The sequence below is a fragment of the Streptomyces sp. HP-A2021 genome (genome assembly GCF_022807935.1).
Lineage (GTDB): Bacteria > Actinomycetota > Actinomycetes > Streptomycetales > Streptomycetaceae > Streptomyces > Streptomyces afghaniensis.
Window position 1 is genome coordinate 4,976,723 of the sequence record NZ_CP094344.1, and the last position, 20,398, is coordinate 4,997,120.

General features: G+C 68.8%; 16 protein-coding genes and 2 tRNA genes. 5 read left to right on the forward strand and 13 right to left on the reverse strand.

The genetic code is table 11. The features are described 5' to 3' along the window. Positions 1 to 99: 99 nt before the first annotated feature. Entirely contained in the window at positions 100 to 627 is a 528-nt protein-coding gene (locus MQE23_RS22370; protein WP_020273116.1) for a peptidylprolyl isomerase, read from the reverse strand. 385 nt (positions 628 to 1,012) lie between these two features. Here MQE23_RS22370 and MQE23_RS22375 point away from each other — a divergent pair, with 385 nt between their 5' ends. Then, positions 1,013 to 1,714 (forward strand): DUF5324 family protein, encoded by a 702-nt coding sequence (locus MQE23_RS22375; protein WP_020273117.1) that lies wholly within the window; start codon positions 1,013 to 1,015, stop codon positions 1,712 to 1,714. Between the two features lie 170 nt (positions 1,715 to 1,884). Here MQE23_RS22375 and MQE23_RS22380 read toward each other — a convergent pair. Next, positions 1,885 to 1,957, reverse strand: a tRNA-Ala gene (locus MQE23_RS22380). A 183-nt stretch (positions 1,958 to 2,140) separates the two neighbouring features. On the opposite strand from MQE23_RS22380, the gene MQE23_RS22385 reads away from it, so the two are divergent. Both MQE23_RS22385 and MQE23_RS22390 read left to right on the forward strand, forming a co-directional pair. After that, the gene (locus MQE23_RS22385) at positions 2,141 to 2,689 is read left to right on the forward strand and encodes a DNA-binding protein (RefSeq protein ID WP_243380052.1); all 549 of its coding nucleotides are present in this window, start codon (positions 2,141 to 2,143) and stop codon (positions 2,687 to 2,689) included. A 252-nt stretch (positions 2,690 to 2,941) separates the two neighbouring features. Beyond that, on the forward strand, positions 2,942 to 4,543 hold the full coding sequence (locus MQE23_RS22390) for a serine/threonine-protein kinase (RefSeq protein WP_243380054.1): 1,602 nt from the start codon (positions 2,942 to 2,944) through the stop codon (positions 4,541 to 4,543). Positions 4,544 to 4,591: 48 nt separating this feature from the next. Here the strand turns inward: MQE23_RS22390 and MQE23_RS22395 are convergent, their stop codons facing one another. Continuing rightward, entirely contained in the window at positions 4,592 to 5,884 is a 1,293-nt protein-coding gene (locus tag MQE23_RS22395) for a hypothetical protein (protein WP_020273102.1), read from the reverse strand. 167 nt (positions 5,885 to 6,051) lie between these two features. Then, the gene (locus MQE23_RS22400; RefSeq protein ID WP_003999697.1) at positions 6,052 to 6,180 is read right to left on the reverse strand and encodes a DLW-39 family protein; all 129 of its coding nucleotides are present in this window, start codon (positions 6,178 to 6,180) and stop codon (positions 6,052 to 6,054) included. Positions 6,181 to 6,517: 337 nt separating this feature from the next. On the opposite strand from MQE23_RS22400, the gene MQE23_RS22405 reads away from it, so the two are divergent. After that, positions 6,518 to 6,889 (forward strand): DUF6344 domain-containing protein, encoded by a 372-nt coding sequence (locus MQE23_RS22405; protein ID WP_020273101.1) that lies wholly within the window; start codon positions 6,518 to 6,520, stop codon positions 6,887 to 6,889. 107 nt (positions 6,890 to 6,996) lie between these two features. On the opposite strand, the gene MQE23_RS22410 is transcribed toward MQE23_RS22405, so the two are convergent. Next, positions 6,997 to 7,908: a hypothetical protein gene (locus MQE23_RS22410; RefSeq protein WP_020273100.1), complete on the reverse strand. Its 912-nt coding sequence runs from the start codon at positions 7,906 to 7,908 to the stop codon at positions 6,997 to 6,999. Between the two features lie 2,014 nt (positions 7,909 to 9,922). Here MQE23_RS22410 and MQE23_RS22415 point away from each other — a divergent pair. Next, positions 9,923 to 10,147, forward strand: coding sequence for a hypothetical protein (locus tag MQE23_RS22415; protein ID WP_243380056.1), 225 nt, complete (start codon positions 9,923 to 9,925; stop codon positions 10,145 to 10,147). A 73-nt stretch (positions 10,148 to 10,220) separates the two neighbouring features. Here the strand turns inward: MQE23_RS22415 and MQE23_RS22420 are convergent. The 8 genes from MQE23_RS22420 to dnaN form a co-directional block, all read right to left on the reverse strand. Then, positions 10,221 to 10,297: transfer RNA gene (locus MQE23_RS22420), tRNA-Ile, on the reverse strand. Between the two features lie 98 nt (positions 10,298 to 10,395). Further along, on the reverse strand, positions 10,396 to 11,217 hold the full coding sequence (locus MQE23_RS22425) for a DUF3566 domain-containing protein (protein WP_243380057.1): 822 nt from the start codon (positions 11,215 to 11,217) through the stop codon (positions 10,396 to 10,398). An 18-nt stretch (positions 11,218 to 11,235) separates the two neighbouring features. After that, on the reverse strand, positions 11,236 to 13,830 hold the full coding sequence (gyrA, locus tag MQE23_RS22430) for a DNA gyrase subunit A (protein ID WP_020273097.1): 2,595 nt from the start codon (positions 13,828 to 13,830) through the stop codon (positions 11,236 to 11,238). 42 nt (positions 13,831 to 13,872) lie between these two features. Next, entirely contained in the window at positions 13,873 to 15,921 is a 2,049-nt protein-coding gene (gene gyrB / locus MQE23_RS22435; protein ID WP_020273096.1) for a DNA topoisomerase (ATP-hydrolyzing) subunit B, read from the reverse strand. A 490-nt stretch (positions 15,922 to 16,411) separates the two neighbouring features. Next, positions 16,412 to 17,002 (reverse strand): DciA family protein, encoded by a 591-nt coding sequence (locus MQE23_RS22440; RefSeq protein ID WP_037669623.1) that lies wholly within the window; start codon positions 17,000 to 17,002, stop codon positions 16,412 to 16,414. Further along, positions 16,999 to 18,120 (reverse strand): DNA replication/repair protein RecF, encoded by a 1,122-nt coding sequence (gene recF / locus MQE23_RS22445; RefSeq protein WP_020273094.1) that lies wholly within the window; start codon positions 18,118 to 18,120, stop codon positions 16,999 to 17,001. Before recF ends, MQE23_RS22440 begins: the two co-directional genes overlap by 4 nt. Positions 18,121 to 18,156: 36 nt before the next feature. Further along, the gene (gene gnd / locus MQE23_RS22450; RefSeq protein WP_243380059.1) at positions 18,157 to 19,032 is read right to left on the reverse strand and encodes a phosphogluconate dehydrogenase (NAD(+)-dependent, decarboxylating); all 876 of its coding nucleotides are present in this window, start codon (positions 19,030 to 19,032) and stop codon (positions 18,157 to 18,159) included. Between the two features lie 188 nt (positions 19,033 to 19,220). After that, the gene (gene dnaN / locus MQE23_RS22455) at positions 19,221 to 20,351 is read right to left on the reverse strand and encodes a DNA polymerase III subunit beta (RefSeq protein WP_020273092.1); all 1,131 of its coding nucleotides are present in this window, start codon (positions 20,349 to 20,351) and stop codon (positions 19,221 to 19,223) included. Between the last annotated feature and the right edge of the window lie 47 nt (positions 20,352 to 20,398).

Sequence of the window (20,398 nt, forward strand, 5' to 3'; positions counted from 1 at the left end):
GAGATCCCCTCGGTCGTGATGAGAAAAGCCCGCCCCGCTCATCTTTACGGACGAGCGGGGCGAATGGTTCCCTGCGAGGGCTTCAGCACTCGGCGGGTCTCAGCGGGTCTCGATGACGACCGACTCGATGACCACGTCGTTGAGCGGGCGGTCGGTGCGCGGGTTCGTCTGGGCCGTGGCGATGGTGTCCACGACCTTCTGGCTGGCCGCGTCGGTGACCTCGCCGAAGATGGTGTGCTTGCGGTTCAGCCACGCCGTCGGGGAGACGGTGATGAAGAACTGCGAGCCGTTGGTGCCCGGGCCGGCGTTGGCCATCGCCAGCAGGTAGGGCTTGTCGAAGCGCAGGTCCGGGTGGAACTCGTCCTCGAACTGGTAGCCGGGACCGCCGGTGCCGTTGCCCAGCGGGTCACCGCCCTGGATCATGAAGCCACTGATCACCCGGTGGAAGACCGTGCCGTCGTAGAGCCTGTCCGTGGACTTCTGTCCCGTCTCCGGGTGGGTCCACTCCCGCTCGCCCTGGGCGAGCTCGACGAAGTTCTTGACCGTCTTGGGGGCGTGGTTCGGCAGAAGCCGGACTTCGATGTCGCCGTGGTTGGTCTTCAGGGTGGCGTAGAGCTGCTCAGCCACGATCTGCCTTCCGTTGTCTTTCTGTGACTCCCTGATCCTCGCATGGACGGGGCTCCGCGTCGCCCGACCTCGGTTCACCGGAGGTAAACCGGGTCGATCGCTTGCAGAAAAGCAGTCGAGTAGTCCCGGGGCGGGGGCGTTCGGCGGCGATCCGTGGCATTGTCGACGACAAGCTCCTGTTGAACCGTATTCATCCGCTATTGCATGTGATCGGCTCCCGATCAGCGCTCGGTCCGCTCTTGATCGGGTTCCGACCGGAGAAGGCCCGGAGCCGGCTCCCGTGACCCGGATGCCCGCCCGCGCATGCCTGGCGGTGCTCCGGGAGGCATGATCCGTAAAAGGGTGGAAAGTCGAAATACCGTACGCCACCGAGGAGGAGGAACCCGTGACCCGCATCGACAGCGTGCGCGCCGCGACTGGTTCGGCGAAGGACAGCGTGCTGCACGCCGCGGAAGTGGTGGCGCCCTACGCCGACACGGCCAAGGACAGGGCCGCGCACTACGCACACGAGGCACGCGTACGGCTAGCGCCCAAGGTGACGCAGGCCGCCGGGCAGGCACGCGTCCAGTACGGCGCCCATGTGCAGCCGTATCTGGAGCAGGCCCGGACGCATGTGCCGCCGAAGGTCGACCAGGCCGCCCACGAGGCCGCCGTCCGCACGCGCAAGGCCGCCCGGCAGGCGGCGGAGTACTCGAGGCCCAGGCTTGAGCAGGCTGTGGCCGCGGCCGTGCCCGTCACGACGGAGGCCGCTGCCCGGAGTGTGGCCGCGATGGCCGCGCTGCGGGGTCAGGTCTCGTCGAAGGAGGTCCAGAAGCTGATCCGCAAGCAGGAACGGCGGGCGAGGGCCGGCCGGGCCATGAAGACGCTGGTCGTTCTTGGTGCCCTCGCCGGCGGTGCCTTCGCGGCCTGGAAGTGGTGGGACAAGCAGGCCAACCCGGACTGGCTGGTGGAGCCGCCCGCCGCGACGGAGGTTCCCGAGTCGGGCCGTCTGACCTCGGTGGACGGCAGTGGTGAGTCCGCTCTGGACCCGGAGGTCGAGGCGAAGCAGGCCGAGGACGAGGCCGCCCGGCGCGACGACCGTTCCTGACGGCCGCCGGATCGACCCCACGGCACAGCCACCGGATCAACAGCACGGCGGGGCGGGAGACTTGGGGCTCAGTCTTGAGAGCCTTGTGAGTCTCCCGCCCCGCCGTGCTGTTTCACGTGAAACAAAAGCCCCCCGAACCACGTTTCCGCAGTTCGGAGGGCTTCCGAGAGTGGAGCCTAGGGGAGTCGAACCCCTGACATCTGCCATGCAAAGACAGCGCTCTACCAACTGAGCTAAGGCCCCGGAAGAGGAACGTCCGCCCGGAGAAAATCTTGTCCCGGCGGGCGTCGGAGACCAGAGTACCGGGTCACCCCCATGATTCCGCAAAAGGATTGGGGGTCCCCGTCGCCGACCACTCTCCGTAAGATGCTCGGCGTGGTTCGCTACCGCGAACCGCCGTACTTGGGGAAGCGATGGGGAGACGCAATGGACGCCGCACAGCAGGAAGCCACCGCAAGAGCGCGGGAACTGCAGCGGAACTGGTACGGGGAGCCGCTGGGGGCGCTCTTCCGTAGGCTCATCGACGATCTTGGTCTCAACCAGGCTCGTCTCGCGGGGGTTCTGGGACTGTCCGCACCGATGCTGTCGCAGCTGATGAGCGGTCAGCGGGCGAAGATCGGCAATCCCGCTGTGGTGCAGCGAGTGCAGCTGCTGCAGGACCTGGCGGGGCAGGTCGCGGACGGCAGCGTGAGCGCGGCCGAGGCCACCGAGCGCATGGAGGAGATCAAGAAGTCACAGGGGGGCTCAGTGCTCAGCAACACCACGCAGACAACCAGCAGTTCGGGGGCGCCCACGGTCAAGCGCGTCGTCCGGGAGATCCAGTCGCTGCTGCGCTCGGTCGCGGCGGCGGGCGACATCATCGACGCCGCGGAGACCCTCGCCCCGACCCACCCGGAACTGGCAGAGTTCCTCCGTGTGTACGGCGCCGGCCGTACCTCGGACGCGGTCGCGCACTACCAGTCCCACCAGAACTGACCCCGCAACCCGGCCGCCGAAGGGGGTTCGGCACCGGTCTTCGGGTGAAGTGACGGGGGGTGCGTCACGGTACGGGCGGACACGAGGGGGCGTGGGCCGTACGGGGGACCGTGCGACGCGAGGGGGACGTGTATCGCTCATCGGGGGAGTCACGGGGGACACGGGGGACACGTTTCGCCCATCGGGGAGTCGTAACGCTCGTCGAGGGGGAAGCAAGGGGGGAGACCACAGGGGGAGGAGCGACGTACAGCCATGGGTGAGGTGTTCGCCGGCCGGTACGAACTGGTCGACCCGATCGGACGCGGAGGGGTCGGCGCCGTCTGGCGCGCCTGGGACCACCGCCGCCGCCGCTATGTGGCCGCCAAGGTCCTGCTCCAGAGCGACGCGCACTCGCTGCTGCGCTTCGTCCGCGAACAAGCCCTGCGGATCGATCACCCCCATGTGCTCGCCCCCACCAGCTGGGCCGCCGACGACGACAAGGTCCTGTTCACCATGGACCTCGTCGCGGGCGGCTCACTGGTCCACCTCATCGGCGACTACGGTCCGCTGCCGCCTGCCTTCGTCTGCACGCTGCTCGACCAGCTGCTGGCGGGGCTGGCCGCGGTGCACGCGGAGGACGTCGTGCACCGCGACGTCAAACCCGCCAACATCCTGCTGGAAGCCACCGGTACAGGCCGGCCGCGGCTGCGGCTGTCCGACTTCGGCATCGCGATGCGGCTGGGCGAGCCCCGCCTGACGGAGACCAACCTCGTCGTGGGGACGCCCGGGTACCTCGCGCCCGAGCAGATGATGGGCGCGGAGCCGGACTTCCCCGCCGACCTGTTCGCCGTGGGCCTGGTCGCGCTGTATCTGCTGGAGGGCGCCAAGCCGGACAGCAAGGCGCTCATCCAGTACTTCGCCGAGCACGGGACGCCCGGCGCGCCCAAGGGCATTCCTGAGCCGCTGTGGCAGGTGGTGGCCACGCTGCTCCAGCCGGACCCGCAGGCCCGGTTCCGTACGGCCACGGGGGCGCGCAAGGCGCTCGCCGCCGCGGCGGAGCTCCTCCCCGAGCCCGGCCCGGACGACGAGCTGATCGAGATCTTCGACCAGATCGGTCCGCTTCCCCCGGGGTTCGGGCCGAACGGCCCGCTGGAGAGAGCTCGGGGTCTGCGACCGGGACAGGACGAACCGGCCAGCCCCGCGACGGACGAGGAGAGGTCCGGTCCGGCGGCCGACCAGGAGCGGTCCCATCCGGCGGCCGGGGAGCGGCCCCGGCAGGACGCCCAGGCCCCCTCGGGAACGGGCGCGTCGGCGTCGCGGCGGGGCCACGACGCGTCCGGCAACGGCGACGCCTGGTCCGACTCGGGCGCAGCGGTCGTACAGCCCGGCCACGGGCAGGACATCGCCCCGCCGGCCAGCCCTGCTCCGCCGGCCGCCATGTCGGACACCGGCAGCTTCCACCTGCCACCGCCCCAGGTCACCGGCACCGACTCCCCCACGCCGGGCCACGACGCACAGGCACAGGCCTCACACGCTCTCTACTCCCCCTACGACCCCACGCACCCGCTGCACCCGTCCCAGCCGCTCCCTCCGGCCTACCCGAACCACGCGGGCTATCCCGGTCAGCCGCTGCCTCCCGCAACACAGCAGCCCACCAGCACCTCCACAGCCTCGTACACCGCGCACACCTCGCTGACCCCGGCCCCGCAAACCCCACCGTCCGGACAAGGGACTCCGACCGGCCAGGGCACTTCGCGGCACCGAGCACAGCGCCCTGCCCGTCGCCCAGGCCCCCCGGCCAAGGTCGCGGTCCCGCTCCTGCTCCTCGCCCTGGCCTGCTACGCCGTGGGGTTCTGGGCCCTGACCCGCATCTGAGCGCCCGCGAGCACCAGCCCGGGCGCACGCACGGCTCCCCTGCCGGACCTACCCGGCGTTCCTCCGCCGAGCCACCACGGTCCACACGCCGAGCCCCACCAGCAGCGCGCTCCCGGTGCCGATGCCGCCCACGGCGACGACCCGCATCGCGGTGTCGTCACCCCCGGCCACACCCTCGGCCGCCGCCTCCCGGTCCTGCTCCGAGACCTCGAAGACGCCCTTCGGCTCGGACTCCCCCACGTATGCGGGCCCGCTGCGCGCCTGACCGCTCACCTTGACCCGCAGTGTCATCGGGAACGGCCCGTCCCCGAAGGTGTCGGCGACGCTCTCGGCGAGGTGTGCGACGAGGTAGTAGGAGCCGGCGAAGCGCATCGCCCCGATCTGGCCGATGGCGGCGTTGCGGTTGGCGTGGTCGACGGGTGGCAGGGGAGGCAGGCTGCCGGACTTCTGGCCGCCGTTGTAGCCGACGCCCACGTCGGCGACGGGGCCGCGCGCCGGGTTGTACAGGTCCAGGTCCAGCGCGTCGGGCGTGTAGCCGGTGCCGCCGGAGGCCGAGCTGCCCAGGTCGGCGGTGACCTGGAGCTGCTGGCCCCAGTCGACCGGCACCTCGTAGAAGAGCGTCTGGCCGGGCCGGATGTCGTCCCGCCAGACCCCCTGGTCCAGCGGGGTCGCCCCGGTGAACCCCGCACCGCCCCGGCGGTCCTCGGCCTCCCCCTGGAGCGGCTGGGGCGAGGCGGAGTTCCACACCTCGGGTGCGCTGGTGGGCCCGGTCTTCGCCGTCCGGGGCTCCGTCATGGCGACGAGTTCCAGGTCCCAGGCGCCGGGCGAGGAGCCCTCGCCTTTCGGGTCGACGCGCTCGACGGTCACGTAGTAGGTCCCGGCCTCCCGGCACAGCGGCTTGGTGGGCGAGATCTCGCGTCGGCCCCACGCCGCGATCGGGTGCGGACTGCGGGCAGCGCCGAAGCTCGCTCTCTCGTCGGAACAGGGGGTGCCGTCGTCGTCCTGCACGGACACCTTGATCCCGTCGATGACGGAGACGGTGCTGCCGGGGGAGGGGACGGCGGTGACGGAGACGTACGCGTTCGACGTGGCGTCGAGCTCGAGGCGGTAGTTGACCTTGCCGCTGCTCGGGAGGGAGCTCTTGTAGGCCGTGCCGGGCGTCAGCGCCACGGCGTCGGCGGTACTCCTCGCCCCCTTGACACTCCGGGCGTCATCGGCGAAGGCGTACGGGCTCGGCGACTGTGCCGTGCCGGACGCCCCGGCGGCGGCCGCGGCCTGCCCGGGCACCACGGCAGCCGTCGTACCCAGCACCACCGCCACGGCACCCAGGCGCACGACCACCGACGGACGACGACCGCGCCACGCGCCCGCACGCCCCCACGCCGTACGACACCGTCCCCTCACGCGCCACCCCTCACGTCACCGGAACGCAGAACCGCCGTGAATCCTCACACACAAAACCCCGACCGCGAGGCGGCCGGGGTGTGTTCGGTATGGGATGTCGTGACTCACGAACCCGTGGGCACGGAGTCAGTCGCCTCCGTCCACAGATCCTGCTCGGCGCGATCCGCCTGGATCTGGCGGTACACGAGGAGCCCGCCGATGGCGGCCAGTGCGACCAGGAGAAGCTTCTTCACCGCGCGACCTCGTCTTTCGTTGACGTAGGGGACCTCTGGCGCCCGACTATACACACCGACCGATACCGATCGGTGACCTGAGTCGGACCTCAACTCCCCTCCGGGGAACCGCGATAGAAGCGGAGTCCGTCGCTCCCACCGGAGAGTGATCACACGCCGACGGACGGTTACTTCGACCGCTCTTCTCCCTTTTTCTCACCTTTTCGCCCTTCTTGCACCCATCCGAGTGGTGTTCATCTGAACAACGACGCGCCACGAGCGTCGGTCCACCACTTCTCGGCCCTCATACACATCATGAGGAAAGTACGCAAATCGCCCGACCCGAAAGTGAGGGGTTATGGCCCGGAACAAGGTCATGAAGCTCTGGACTGCCATCGTCACCGCCTTCCTCGCGCTGTGCACGACGCTCGGATTCATCACCACGACCGCCGCCGCGGCGGTACCGCAGACCGAGCAGAAGCGCAACAGCGCGCTCATCCCGCAGCAGCGGACGGCACCGGCGACGGCCGCCCCCTGGTCCTTGTCCTACGCCAAGGCCCTGCCCCCCACGATGAAACAGCGCATCCACGCCGAGGCCCACGGCAAGTCCCCCAGTTGCCGCCACCGGACGCTCGCGGACACGACGGCGGCACCCACCGCCGACTGCACCGACGACCACACCGACGCCGTCGGCGATCCAGCGGACCATCTCACTCCGCTGCAGCGCTGATAGCACCGGCACCTCCCGGCGACCTGCGTACAGGCCCGGCGGCTCCTCGGAGCCGCCGGGCCTTTTTTCATGAGGCTCAGCCCTCAAGAGGCAGCCCTCAAGGGAGATCAGCTCTTGGAGAGCGTGATCTGGGTCTCCTGCTGTCCGGTGTCGGCCGTCACCGGGTAGTCCCGGTCATCCGCTCGGGCCCTGCTGCGCATCGTCGCGGTCCCGGGCTGGAACGAGGTGCCCGGCTCCTGGCTGGTCAGGCTGACCGACCACGGGACGGGCGCACCCGGGGTGCAGGCCACGGTCGTCTGGTAGGACGCGCCCGGCGTCCCCTTCTTCTGTATCTGGAAGACCTGGCCGGCGAGCGAGACGCTCGCGGGCTTGTTGCACGTCACGGTGCCGCCGACGGTGATCCGCCCCTCCGGAACCTCCGCCGTGCCCTCGGGGTCGACGGTCATCCCCAGGGCGAGTTCGGCCGGAGGTTCGGGCATGACCGCGTGCACCGCACCGCGCAGAGGCACCGTCGAGCCGTTGCAGTACTGCTCGAAGGTGGCATCGAGCTCGCTGACGTAACCGTAGGGGCCGAAAGCGATGTGCTCGATGGTGAAGGAACCGGAGTTGGTGTTGCACCACTTCTCGGTCCCGTTGTCGGTCCCGCTGAACACCAGTTCCGGATCCTCCGGCTGGGCGTCGGGCCACTGCTTCGCCCCGGTGTACGTGGTGCCCTCGGTCAGCTTCTGGCCATCGGGGGCGGCGACGATGAGCCGCCAGAGCGTGCCCTGCTCGGCGTCTACCGCGACGGTCAGGCTGTTCCCGTCCGTGCTGCCCTGGACGTCGAACATCTGGACCGCGCCGGCCGTGTACGCGTACGACTGACCGCCGGATATGGGCTCACCCGCGTCGCCGCTGAAGCTCAGCGTTCCCGACGCCGCGCTGTAGGCCTGCGCGGTGCCCGCCAGCGGGGCGACAGCGAGTGCGACGGCCAGTGCGGCGACAACGCCCACCGTCCGGGCCAGGACGCGTCTGGGCATGGTACTTCTCGTCAAGGTTCCCCCCAAGGGAATGACTCTCGGAGGCCGACCGGCCTCACTCCAGAAGCGTTGGAACGTCCACAGGCGTCACAGGAGCCTCATGAATGCCGAAAAAGGCCCCCAGTCGCATTCGACTGGGGGCCTTGTCGCTGGTGGGGCTAACAGGATTTGAACCTGTGGCCTCATCCTTATCAGGTCGATCAGAGGGCGTTGGGACGTCGATCAACCGGCCATGGTCCTCGGCAGACCGTCCGTAGGAGTGCAGCGGCGACCGCCGGTGGCCGCAGGTGTTGGTGTCAGTCGTTGGTGTCAGCGGCCGTAGGCAGGCTTGACAGATTTACCAAGTCCACTCTTCCTGCAGTGACGCTCCCGACAGGCAGAATCGCGAGATTATGAGTGGCTGAAGTAGCCCATAAATCGCTTATGGATGCATCTGTGGTGGGGGTTTTCGGAGCCGTTGTCGGAGCTCTCGGCGGTCTGGGCGGTGGATGGATATCGGTCAACGGTCAGAGACGACACCAGCGTGAACAGCTCTTAGAAGAGCGATCAAGGCGGGTGCACGATGCTCGTATCGAGGCTTACACCGCCTACATATCGGCAGTCCGCGCACTCAATGGCATGTTGTGGAAGCTCTTTGACGAGCTGACGGCACCTGGGGCCTCACCCGATGCCTGGCGGGACTGCCTGATCGAGATTCACCAAGGCTGGGTGGACCTTAGTGCTACGGCGTCGCGCGTGTGCATGATGGGCCCTACCACGGTCGCGGCCAAAGCCGAGTTGCTACACGATGCCATGAGGGCCTGGCATGTCATTTGCACCGAGTGGGCACGCGACTCTATCAGGACTGGTTCAGTACATGGAGATCAGCAAGCCCGGTTCAGAGCGGCAGCCGACGATAAAAGGGCCCAGATCAGAGTGTTTCAGGAGACTGCCAGACAGGCGTTACGCACCGACGTCTAGCGCTGCGACCTGCGGCGAAGTCCCACCGCGACTACTACCCTCCCCAGCTCCCATCCCGTCCGCCGTCGACCCACACACCGTGGAGCGGGCGTGGTCCATGGCGTCCAGGTGGAGCGCGCCACTGTACGAACGACCTGGACGCCATGGACCGCGTCTGCTCGGCTCTGCCTGGGTCGGCGGTGGACGGGATGGGAGCTCCCCGCGCACGCCACTACGGACCCGCAGTCGGGAACGGCGCCCCCTCCATCCCGGTGCCGGCCGATCCCCCGCCGGAGGCATTGTCTTGACCGCAGGCCGCTCCATGCGGTGCTCGCCTCATGGCCACCGGCCCTATCCACCAGTGGGCGCGCGTCGGCGCAGCGCGGGCGGAGCGGGCCGAAGGCAGGAGCGGCGCCCGGAGCGGAGCCGGGAAGCGCGCCCGGCGGAGCGGAGCGCAGCCGGGGCTTGATGAGGTAGAGAAATCTGTAACAGCTCTCATGCCTCATGGCCTGTTCAGGATCACGCAAAGTCTCTGAGCTGGGGCTTTCCTGGCGTCCCAAGTTGGCATATGCGTCTTGGTCGTGACTGCTTGTCTCACGTGAGACGTATCGGCAGCATGGAGACATGTCCACCCGTCGAAATCAGCAACGGTCCAAGGCCGTGCAGGGACCGCCCCGTACCGTCCAAGCCCCTGAATCGGTCGCTCCCGCGAGCACCCCCGAAGACGCTCGGGCAAAGGCCGTACGACAGCTCGTAGAGCCAGGCAAAGAGCGTGTCCGCCTCGCAACCGAGTTGGAGCGGCTGGACACCCAGCTCCGCCCTTTGGTCCTTGAAGCCATCAGAGCTGGCGTCCCCACCCGCCGCGTCGCCGAACTCACCGGGATCTCCCGCGCGACCGTGGCCCGTTGGGGCAAGAACGCGGAGCACTGAAAGTTAGGCCGCACCCGTCGGCACCGGGCGCGGCCTCGTCCGATTCGAAGGAGTCGAAGCCATGTCGAATCGATCCGCTCTCATCATCGCAGAAGAGCCCTGCCCGACCTGTTCCGGGAGCTACGTCACCATCGATGATGGTTCCGTGACCGGGAAGCCTGGAAAGTCAGTCCCCTGCTCCTGCTCCCTCGGTTCCCACCGCGCCAGCGAGACGCCCGAGGGAGCCCACTACACCGTGAGCCTGCGGCTCTCCCTCGACCCCACCGACTGCGCCTGTGGAGGCTCAGGCTGGCTGGACGGCGGCTTCTACGTCTGGGAGGGAGACGTTCACCTGGCGGCCGACGAACGGTGCCCCCTGCACGTCTTCTGACGCGGCCCCAACGGTTGGTGTCAACCGCTGGTGTCAAAAGACCCCCGGTCCAGAGGACCGGGGGTCTTTTCGCTGGTGGGGCTAACAGGATTTGAACCTGTGGCCTCATCCTTATCAGGGATGCGCTCTAACCAACTGAGCTATAGCCCCGCCGCGCTCTGCGGGGTGTGTCCCGCGCGCTGACTCCTGAAGATTAGCGCACGACATGGGCAGTCCCAAAATCGGTTGTCGGGACAACGTCAAGGACGTCACTCGTCCTCGGCGAGCGTCAGCTCCACACCGCCCACGAAGCCCGCGGACAGGTTGTAGATGAAGGCGCCGAGCGTCGCGAGGGCCGTCGCCAGGACGACGTCGATGACCGCGATGACCGACGTGAACATCAGGACGTTGGGCAGCGACAGGAAGGCCTGGAGGTCGAAGCCGTTCGACTCGTTGGAGCCGGTCGCCTCGGAGATCGTGCCGCCGACCGTGGAGAAGACGCCCATCGCGTCCATCACCATCCACAGCACGGCGGCCGCCACGATCGTGCAGATGCCCAGGGCGATGGAGAGCAGGAAGCTGACCTTCATCACCGACCACGGGTCGGCCTTGGCCACCCGCAGACGGGCCTTGCGGACGCGCGGCGTGGTGCGCGCACCTGTGCGCGGACGCCGTACGGCAGCGGCGGCACCCGCTCCGGCACCGGCCGCCGCCGGCTGCGCCGGGTAGGCCTGGGGCGGGTGGTACGGCCCGGTCTGCTGCTGAGCCTGCCGTTCCCCCGGCAGGGGGGACGCCGTCTGCGCGGCGGTGCCCTTCTCCTGCGCGGCCGGCTCGGGCTGCGGCTGGGCGCCGGATGCGGACGGGCCCGCTCCAGCCGTGTGCTGCTGGGTCTGCGGACCTCTGGTGTCCGTCACAGTTCCCCCCTGTGATTCATTCCTGTCAGGCGAGGACGCGTCCTTGGTCGGGGACTTGATCGCCTTCAGGTTGGTCGTGTGCGGATCCGCCGCACGCGCGGCGGAGCCACGGCCGCCGTCGTCCGTGTCCGTACCCTTCGAGGTACCGGTCGGTCCGGCGCCCGTGGCTCCGCTCACGCTGACTCACTCCTCGTGCTACTCGGCCGAGGGCGCCTCACCCTCGTCCGTGCCGGTGGTCGCGGCACCTTCGGCGGTCTCGTCGACGACCACGTCGCCGTCGACCTCCTCCGCCTCGCGTCCCGCCTCGGCGTTGCGTGCGATACCGACGACGGCATCGCGCTTGCCCAGATTGATCAGTTGGACGCCCATGGTGTCACGGCCGGTTTCCCTGATCTCGTTGACTCGCGTACGAATCACACCGCCGCCCAGCGTGATGGCGAGGATCTCGTCCGTCTCCTCGACCACCAGCGCGCCGACGAGAGATCCACGGTCCTCCACGATCTTGGCGGCCTTGATGCCGAGGCCGCCGCGACCCTGGACGCGGTACTCGTCGACGTTGGTCCGCTTCGCGTACCCGCCGTCGGTGGCAGTGAACACGAACGTACCGGGTCGAACAACATTCATCGAGAGCAGCTCGTCGCCCTCGCGGAAGCTCATGCCCTTGACACCCGAGGTGGCACGGCCCATGGGGCGCAGGGTTTCGTCCGAAGCGGTGAACCTGATCGACTGTGCCTTTTTGCTGATCAGAAGCAGATCGTCGTCCGACGAGACCAGTTCGGCTCCGATCAGTTCGTCGTCCGAACCGTCCTCCATGGAACGGAGGTTGATCGCGATCACACCGCCGGAACGCGGCGAATCGTAATCCTTCAGAGGCGTCTTCTTCACAAGTCCGGCCTTGGTGGCGAGAACGAGGTACGGAACCGCCTCGTAGTCGCGGATCGCCAGGATCTCGGCGATCGCCTCGTCGGGCTGGAAGGCGAGCAGGTTCGCGACGTGCTGACCGCGCGCGTCCCGGCCGGCGTCGGGCAGCTCGTAGCCCTTGACGCGGTAGACGCGGCCCTTGTTCGTGAAGAACAGCAGCCAGTGGTGCGTCGTGGACACGAAGAAGTGGTCGACGATGTCGTCTTCCTTGAGCTTCGTGCCGCGGACGCCCTTGCCGCCGCGCTTCTGGGCGCGGTAGTCGTCGGTCTTGGTGCGCTTGATGTAGCCGCCCCGGGTGACCGTGACGACGATGTCCTCCTCGGCGATCAGGTCCTCGATGGACATGTCGCCCTCGTACGGGATCAGCTTGGTCTTGCGGTCGTCGCCGTACTTCTCGACGATCGCGGTCAGCTCCGCGCTGACGATGCCCCGCTGACGGACCGGGGAGGCCAGGATCTCGTTGTACTCGTTGATCTTCGCCTGGAGTTCGTCGTGCTCCTGGACGATCTTCTGACGCTCCAGGGCGGCCAGTCGGCGCAGCTGCATCTCGAGGATGGCGTTGGCCTGGATCTCGTCGATCTCCAGGAGGCTCATCAGGCCCCCGCGGGCGATCTCGACGGTGTCGCTGCGCCGGATCAGCGCGATGACCTCGTCGATGGCGTCCAGGGCCTTCAGCAGACCGCGCAGGATGTGCGCCCGCTCCTCGGCCTTGCGCAGGCGGAACTTCGTACGGCGGACAATGACCTCGATCTGGTGCGTCACCCAGTGGCGGATGAACGCGTCGAGCGAGAGCGTGCGCGGCACGCCGTCCACGAGCGCCAGCATGTTGGCGCCGAAGTTCGTCTGCAGGTCCGTGTGCTTGTAGAGGTTGTTGAGGACGACCTTGGCGACCGCGTCCCTCTTGAGCACGATGACGAGCCGCTGGCCCGTGCGGGACGACGTCTCGTCGCGGACGTCCGCGATGCCGCCGATCTTGCCGTCCTTGACCAGGTCGGCAATCTTCTGGGCGAGGTTGTCCGGGTTGACCTGGTACGGCAGTTCGGTGACCACCAGGCACTGGCGGTTCTGGATCTCCTCGACCTCGACGACCGCGCGCATGGTGATCGAGCCGCGGCCGGTGCGGTAGGCCTCCTCGATGCCCCGGCGGCCGACGACCAGCGCGCCGGTCGGGAAGTCCGGGCCCTTGATGCGCTCGATGAGCGCGTCCAGCAGCTCCTCGTGGGAGGCCTCGGGGTTCTCCAGGTACCACTGGGCGCCGGAGGCGACCTCGCGCAGGTTGTGCGGCGGGATGTTGGTCGCCATGCCGACCGCGATCCCTGCCGAGCCGTTGATCAGCAGGTTCGGGAAGCGGGCCGGCAGGACGGTCGGCTCCTGGGAGCGGCCGTCGTAGTTGTCCGTGAAGTCGACGGTCTCCTCGTCGATGTCACGGACCATCTCCATCGACAGCGGCGCCATCTTGCACTCGGTGTACCGCATCGCCGCGGCCGGGTCGTTGCCCGGGGAGCCGAAGTTGCCGTTGGAGTCCACGAGCGGCATGCGCATCGACCACGGCTGCGCGAGGCGGACCAGCGCGTCGTAGATGGAGGAGTCGCCGTGCGGGTGGTAGTTGCCCATGACGTCGCCGACGACGCGGGCGCACTTGTAGAAGCCGCGCTCGGGGCGGTAGCCGCCGTCGTACATGGCGTAGAGCACGCGGCGGTGGACGGGCTTGAGGCCGTCACGGACGTCCGGCAGCGCACGCGAGACGATGACGGACATCGCGTAGTCGAGATACGAGCGCTGCATCTCCGTCTCGAGCCCGACGGGCTCGACGCGCATGGCCAGGGCGTCACCCTCGGGCGTCGTCACGGGAGTGTTCTCGTCGGTCATTGCTGGTGAAGGTCCTTCCTGGTGCGGTCAGCTGAGACCGACTCAGATGTCGAGGAAGCGGACGTCCTTGGCGTTGCGCTGGATGAACGCGCGGCGGGCCTCGACGTCCTCGCCCATGAGGACCGAGAACAGGTCGTCGGCCTGGGCGGCGTCGTCGAGGGTGACCTGGCCGAGGACGCGGTGCTCCTGGTCCATGGTCGTGATGCGCAGCTCCTCGGCGTTCATCTCGCCGAGACCCTTGAAGCGCTGCACCGAGTCCTCGCGGATGCGCTTACCGGCGTTGCGGCCCATCTCGATCAGGGCGTCGCGCTCGCGGTCGGAGTACGCGTACTCGAAGTCGTCCTTGCCCCACTTGATCTTGTAGAGCGGCGGGCGGGAGAGGTACACGTGCCCGGCCTCGACCAGGGGCCGCATGAAGCGGAACAGGAAGGTCAGCAGCAGGGTGTTGATGTGCTGGCCGTCGACGTCGGCGTCCGCCATCAGGATGATCTTGTGATAGCGGAGCTTCTCGATGTCGAAGTCCTCGTGCACACCCGTGCCGAACGCGGAGATCATCGCCTGGATCTCCTGGTTCTGCAGGATGCGGTCGATGCGTGCCTTCTCGACGTTGAGGATCTTGCCGCGGATCGGGAGGATCGCCTGGTACTGCGGGTTCCGGCCGGACTTGGCCGAGCCGCCGGCGGAGTCACCCTCGACGATGAAGATCTCGCACTTGGTGGGGTCGTTCGACTGGCAGTCGGAGAGCTTGCCCGGCAGGGACGCGGTCTCCAGCAGGCCCTTGCGGCGGGTCAGGTCGCGGGCCTTGCGGGCCGCCACGCGCGCGGTGGCCGCCGCGATGCCCTTGCGGATGATGTCCGCGGCCTCGTTGGGGTTGCGGTCCAGCCAGTCGTTCAGGTGCTCGTAGACGACGCGCTGGACGAAGGTCTTGACCTCGGTGTTGCCCAGCTTGGTCTTCGTCTGGCCCTCGAACTGGGGCTCGCCCAGCTTGACCGAGATGATCGCGGTCAGGCCCTCGCGGATGTCGTCACCGGTGAGGTTGTCGTCCTTCTCGCGCAGCAGCCTCTTGTCGCGGGCGTACTTGTTGATCAGCGAGGTCAGCGCGGCCCGGAAGCCCTCTTCGTGCGTACCGCCCTCGTGGGTGTGGATGATGTTGGCGAAGGAGTACACGCCCTCCGTGTAGCCGCCGTTCCACTGCATGGCGACCTCGAGGGACAGCTGCCTGTCCTTGTCCTCGGCCTCCAGGTCGATGACGGTGGGGTGAACCGCCTCGCCCTTGCGGGAGTTGAGGTACTTCACGAAGTCGACGATGCCGCCCTCGTAGTGGTACTTGACCGTCTTGACCTCGGCGGTCTCGTCCGCGCCCGCCTCGTCCGCCCCGGAGGTGGCCTTCGCGGACTCACGCTCGTCGGTGAGGTTGATGCGCAGGCCCTTGTTGAGGAACGCCATCTCCTGGAAGCGCCGCGAGAGCGTCTCGAAGGAGTAGTCGGTGGTCTCGAAGATGTCCGGGTCGGCCCAGAAGGTGACCGAGGTGCCGGTCTCCTCGGTGGCCTCGTGCTTGGCGAGCGGCGCCGTGGGGACGCCCATCTTGTAGTCCTGCGTCCAGCGGTGGCCGTCGGTCCTGACCTCGACGGCGACCTTCGAGGACAGCGCGTTCACGACGGAGACACCCACGCCGTGCAGACCGCCGGAGACCGCGTAGCCCCCGCCGCCGAACTTGCCGCCCGCGTGCAGCACGGTCAGCACGACTTCGAGGGCCGGCTTGCCCTCGGAGGCCACGATGCCCACCGGGATGCCACGGCCGTTGTCGACGACCCGGACACCGCCGTCGGCGAGGATGGTCACGTCGATGGTGTCCGCGTGGCCGGCCAGCGCCTCGTCGACCGAGTTGTCGACGACCTCGTACACGAGGTGGTGCAGTCCTCGCTCACCGGTCGAACCGATGTACATGCCGGGTCGCTTGCGGACCGCGTCCAGACCCTCGAGGACTGTGATGGCACTGGCGTCGTACGAAGCAGTGACTGAGGCCTCGGCGACTCCAGCCAGGGCCTCGACGGACGGGTTGTTCTCGTTGGGGTTGCCGGAATCGGCCACGAAGCGCCCTTTCTGGCACAGCACGAGCCAGGCTCGTCGGCGGGTTGCCGGAGCGGCTGCGGCATGTTGCGTTGGTAAGCCTTGATTCAGCGTTGCTCAGCTTTTCCCGGACGGTCCCCACGATTGGGGCGGGATTGCCTCCAGTCTACCGGTAGCACTGACACTGATGGGGGTTTGCCGGTACCTGAGTCCGCATGTGCCGCCCTCAACCGGTCTTCCCCGACTCCCGATATGCGGATGGGGGCTCCAAGAGGCTCACGGAGGCACTCAGCGCTTCCGGCCGTCAACCCTTGGCTACTTCGGAGTCAGGTCGCGATTCGCAACCGTGTGCGGTGGTGCGAAGAGAGAGGCGCCGACGGTCCGGGCGGGCCGCCGACGCCCACTTTTGTGATGTCAGTCACGTGCTGTCGATCGGCGGGAAACAGGTGCCGATCGGGCCTTCCGACAGCCTTGGGGAGGAGCTCCCGGCAGCTTCGGGGCCGAGCTCCGGTCAGCCGTACGTGTCGCCGGGGCCGGTGCTGCCGGGGGCGCGCAACGGGCCGTAGCGGCGGTTGGGCGCGCCCGGTCCCTGCACCTTGATCTGCTTCACCGTGCCGTGGCCCAGGTCCTCGTTGAGGCGCGCGACCAGGGTGGGGGCGAGCAGCCGGAGGTTCGTCGCCCAGGCCGTCGAGTCGCAGCGCACGGACAGGACGTGCTCGTCCTCGTCGTATCGCTCCGGGACACAGTGCTTGGCCACGTCCTCGCCGACGATCTGCGGCCAGCGGCCCATGACCCCGCCCACCGCGGCCGGGGCCTCCCAGCCGCGCTCGGTGATCAGCCGGTTGATCGCGGAGCCGAGCGCCATGGGGTCGCGGCCGTCGGCACGCGCGCCGGAGCGCAGACCGCCGCGGCGCGCCTGCTTCTTCTGCTGCGCCGCGTCCCCACGCGCGCGTGCGGCATCCTTGGCCGCACGGAGCGCCACGCGCGCGAGGTCCACGCCGGACGGCTCGGGAGACCGGGGCCCGGGCGCTTTCCCGGACGGGCTCCCGGGTGTGTTCCCCAGTGTGCTGTCGGGTGTGTTCTCCGGTGTGTTCTCCGTCATACGCGCTCCACCGTCCCCTCGGCCACGGCGAACCGCACCCCGGACAGCACATGCGGGACGTCGTCGTCGACCGCGGCGGTCACCAGGACCTGCTCGCCGGGCGCGACCAGCTCGGCGAGGCGCTCACGGCGGCGGGTGTCCAGCTCGGCGAAGACGTCGTCGAGCACCAGCACCGGCTCGTTGCCCTCGGCTCTGAGCAGGTCGTACGAGGCCAGGCGCAGGGCCAGGGCGTAGGACCAGGACTCGCCGTGGGAGGCGTAGCCCTTGGCGGGCAGCTGGCCGAGCTTGAGCAGCAGGTCGTCCCGGTGCGGGCCGACCAGGGTGACGCCCCGCTCGATCTCCTGCTTGCGGGCCTCGGCGAGCGCGGCCATCAGCTGCTCGAACAGGTCCTCACGGGTGTGTGCCTCGCCCGGCGCGGACGGTTTGTACTCCAGGGCGATCGGGCCGCCGCCGGGGGCGAGCTGCTCGTACGCCTTGTCCGCGAGCGGCTGGACGGCGGCGATCAGGTCCAGTCGCTGGGCGAGCAACTCGGCGCCCGCGCGCGCGAGATGCTGGTCCCAGATGTCGAGCGTGGACATGTCCATGCTGCGGCCGCCGTGCCGGCGGGCGAGCGCGGCCGACTTCAGAAGGGTGTTGCGCTGCTTGAGGACCCGGTCGTAGTCGGAGCGGACCCCGGCCATGCGCGGGGAACGGGCCGTGATCAGCTCGTCGAGGAAGCGGCGCCGCTCACCGGGGTCGCCCTTGACCAGGGCGAGGTCCTCGGGGGCGAACAGCACGGTCCGTACGATCCCCAGCACGTCACGCGGCTTGACCTGCGAGGACCTGTTGATACGGGCCCGGTTGGCACGCCCGGGGTTCAGCTCCAGCTCGACCAGTTGCTGCCGGTCGCCCTGCCGTACCTGGGCCCGGATGATCGCGCGCTCGGCGCCCATGCGGACCAGGGGGGCGTCGGAGGAGACGCGGTGGCTGCCGAGGGTGGCGAGATAGCCGACGGCCTCGACGAGGTTGGTCTTGCCCTGCCCGTTCGGGCCGACGAAGGCCGTCACCCCCGGGTCGAGCGGGACCTCGACCCGGGGGTACGAGCGGAAGTCGGCCAGCGACAGATGCGTGACGTGCATGGTCGTTTCGCCGACCTCCCCAACCGTCGGTGTTGCTTACTTGGTCTCGACCGCGTGGCCGCCGAACTGGTTCCGCAGCGCCGCGATCATCTTCATCTGGGGCGAGTCCTCCTGACGGGAGGCGAACCGCGCGAACAGCGACGCGGTGATCGCCGGCAGCGGCACCGCGTGGTCGATCGCGGCTTCCACAGTCCAGCGTCCCTCGCCGGAGTCCTGTGCATAACCCCGGAGCTTGTCCAGGTGCTCGTCCTCGTCGAGCGCGTTGACCGCGAGGTCGAGCAGCCAGGAGCGGATGACCGTGCCCTCCTGCCAGGAGCGGAAGACCTCCCGGACGTCGGTCACGGAGTCGACCTTCTCCAGCAGCTCCCAGCCCTCGGCGTAGGCCTGCATCATCGCGTACTCGATGCCGTTGTGGACCATCTTCGCGAAGTGACCCGCGCCGACCTTGCCCGCGTGCACCGAGCCGAAGTCGCCCTCCGGCTTGAGGGCGTCGAAGACCGGCTGCACCTTGGCGACGTTCTCCGCGTCGCCGCCGTACATCAGCGCGTAGCCGTTCTCCAGGCCCCAGACGCCGCCGGAGACGCCGCAGTCGACGAAGCCGATGCCCTTGGCCGCCAGCTCCTCGGCGTGCTTCTCGTCATCGGTCCAGCGGGAGTTGCCGCCGTCCACGACGACGTCGCCGGGCTCCAGCAGTTCGGCGAGCTCGTCGATGGTGGACTGCGTGGGCTCGCCTGCCGGGACCATCACCCAGATCACACGCGGTCCGCTGAGCTTGCCCACAAGCTCCGGCAGGCTGTGGACATCGGCGAGGTCCGGGTTGCGGTCGTATCCGAAGACGGTGTGGCCTGCGCGGCGGATCCGCTCGCGCATGTTGCCACCCATCTTGCCGAGGCCGACGAGACCGAGCTCCATCAGTGGTGTTCCTTAGGTTTGCAGGTGTCCGACGTGGCGTTGCGGCACTTTCGTACCTGCGTCCGAGCCTAAACCCGGACGCTCGCGCACATCTGTGGGCATACGCGCTCAGTCGTAGGCCCTCACCTGCGGCTTTACCTGCGGCTTTGTCCTCAGCCTGTGGACAACCGCCGCCGAAGCGGTGCGGCTCAGCCGCTGAGCCGCACCGGCATGATCAGGTACTTGTAGGCCTCGTCCGCCTCGGCGTCCACCGCCGGCTTGCCGCTGAGCAGCGCGGGCTTGGTGGACGTGGTGAAGGACAGCTGCGCGACCGGGGAGTCGATCGCGCTCAGGCCGTCCAGCAGGAACGTCGGGTTGAAGGCGATCGAGATGTCGTCGCCCTCCAGCTGGGCGTCGACCCTTTCCACAGCCTGTGCGTCGTCGCTGGAGCCGGCCTCCAGGATGAGCACGCCCTGCTCGAAGCTGAGGCGCACCGGGGTGTTCCGCTCGGCGACCAGGGCCACACGCTTGACGGCCTCCACGAAGGGGGCGGTCTCGATCACGGCGACGCTGTTGAACTCCGTCGGGAACAGCGTGCGGTACTTCGGGAGGTCGCCCTCCAGGAGACGCGTCGTCGTACGGCGCCCGGCGCCCTCGAAGCCGATCAGGCCCTCGCCGGAGCCCGAGCCGGACAGTGCCAGGGTGACCTGGTCGCCGCTCGTCAGGGCCTTGGCGGTGTCCAGCAGCGTCTTGGCGGGCACCAGGGCGACCGCGGAAGCCTCCGGGTTCTCCGGCTTCCACAGGAACTCGCGGACCGCGAAGCGGTAGCGGTCGGTGGACGCCAGCGTGACCGTGTCGCCCTCGATCTCGATGCGGACGCCCGTGAGGACGGGGAGCGTGTCGTCGCGGCCGGCGGCGATCGCCACCTGGGCGGCGGCGGAGGCGAAGACCTCGCCGGGGACCGTGCCCGTCGCGTTCGGCATCTGCGGCAGTGCCGGGTACTCCTCCACAGGCAGTGTGTGGAGTGTGAACCGGGAGGAGCCACAGACCACGGTCGCCCGTACACCGTCTGTGGAAATCTCCACCGGCCGGTTGGGGAGGGCGCGGCAGATGTCCGCGAGGAGGCGGCCGGAGACCAGCACCGTGCCCTCTTCCTCCACCTCGGCCTCCACGGACACCCGCGCGGAGACCTCGTAGTCGAAGCTGGACAGGCTCAGCTGGCCGTCCTCGGCCTTCAGCAGCAGGCCGGCGAGGACAGGCGCCGGCGGACGGGCCGGGAGGCTGCGTGCCGCCCAGGCCACTGCCTCCGCGAGTACGTCGCGTTCCACCCGGATCTTCACTGTTGCCGCCTCCTGCTGTTGCCGGCGCTTCTCGCTCTGCCTGGCCC